Annotated in this window: 1 protein-coding gene; it reads left to right on the forward strand. The window is 78.4% G+C overall.

Going from position 1 to position 412, the window contains the following annotated elements:
• Nucleotides 1–32 precede the first annotated feature (32 nt).
• Nucleotides 33–412, forward strand: a 380-nt coding sequence (locus D471_RS34050) for a hypothetical protein (protein ID WP_152486284.1), incomplete at its 3' end; no start/stop codon positions are given.

Raw genomic sequence — 412 nt, forward strand, 5'->3', positions numbered from 1 at the left:
CGCCGCCGCGGGGACTGGGTGACGGAGTCCTCGTGGAGACGGAAGGCGACGGGTTCCGCGACGGATCGGTCCGCGCCGACGTGGAGTACTACTACCGGGTGCGCGCGGTCTACCTGACGTCGAACGGGCAGGCGCGGGGGTCGACCGGGCTGGTCCGCCGGGCGTGTCCCGGGCCGCGTCCCGTCCCGGTAGGCGACCTGGAGGTGGCCCCCGGGGAGGGGACGGGCTTCGTCGCGTCGTGGACACCGCCGCCCCGGGGCCGGGTGGTGCTGCGGGTGGGCCCCCGGCGACCCTCGTGGCCCCCGGGGCAGGAGGTCGGCGCCGACCAGCTGGCGGGGTTCGGGCACGAGGTCCTCGCCGAACCGGAGACCGGGTCCGACGGCCGCGCGCGCCTGCCGGTGGGCCTGGGGGC

It is taken from the genome of Nocardiopsis lucentensis DSM 44048 (assembly GCF_000341125.1).
Lineage (GTDB): Bacteria > Actinomycetota > Actinomycetes > Streptosporangiales > Streptosporangiaceae > Nocardiopsis > Nocardiopsis lucentensis.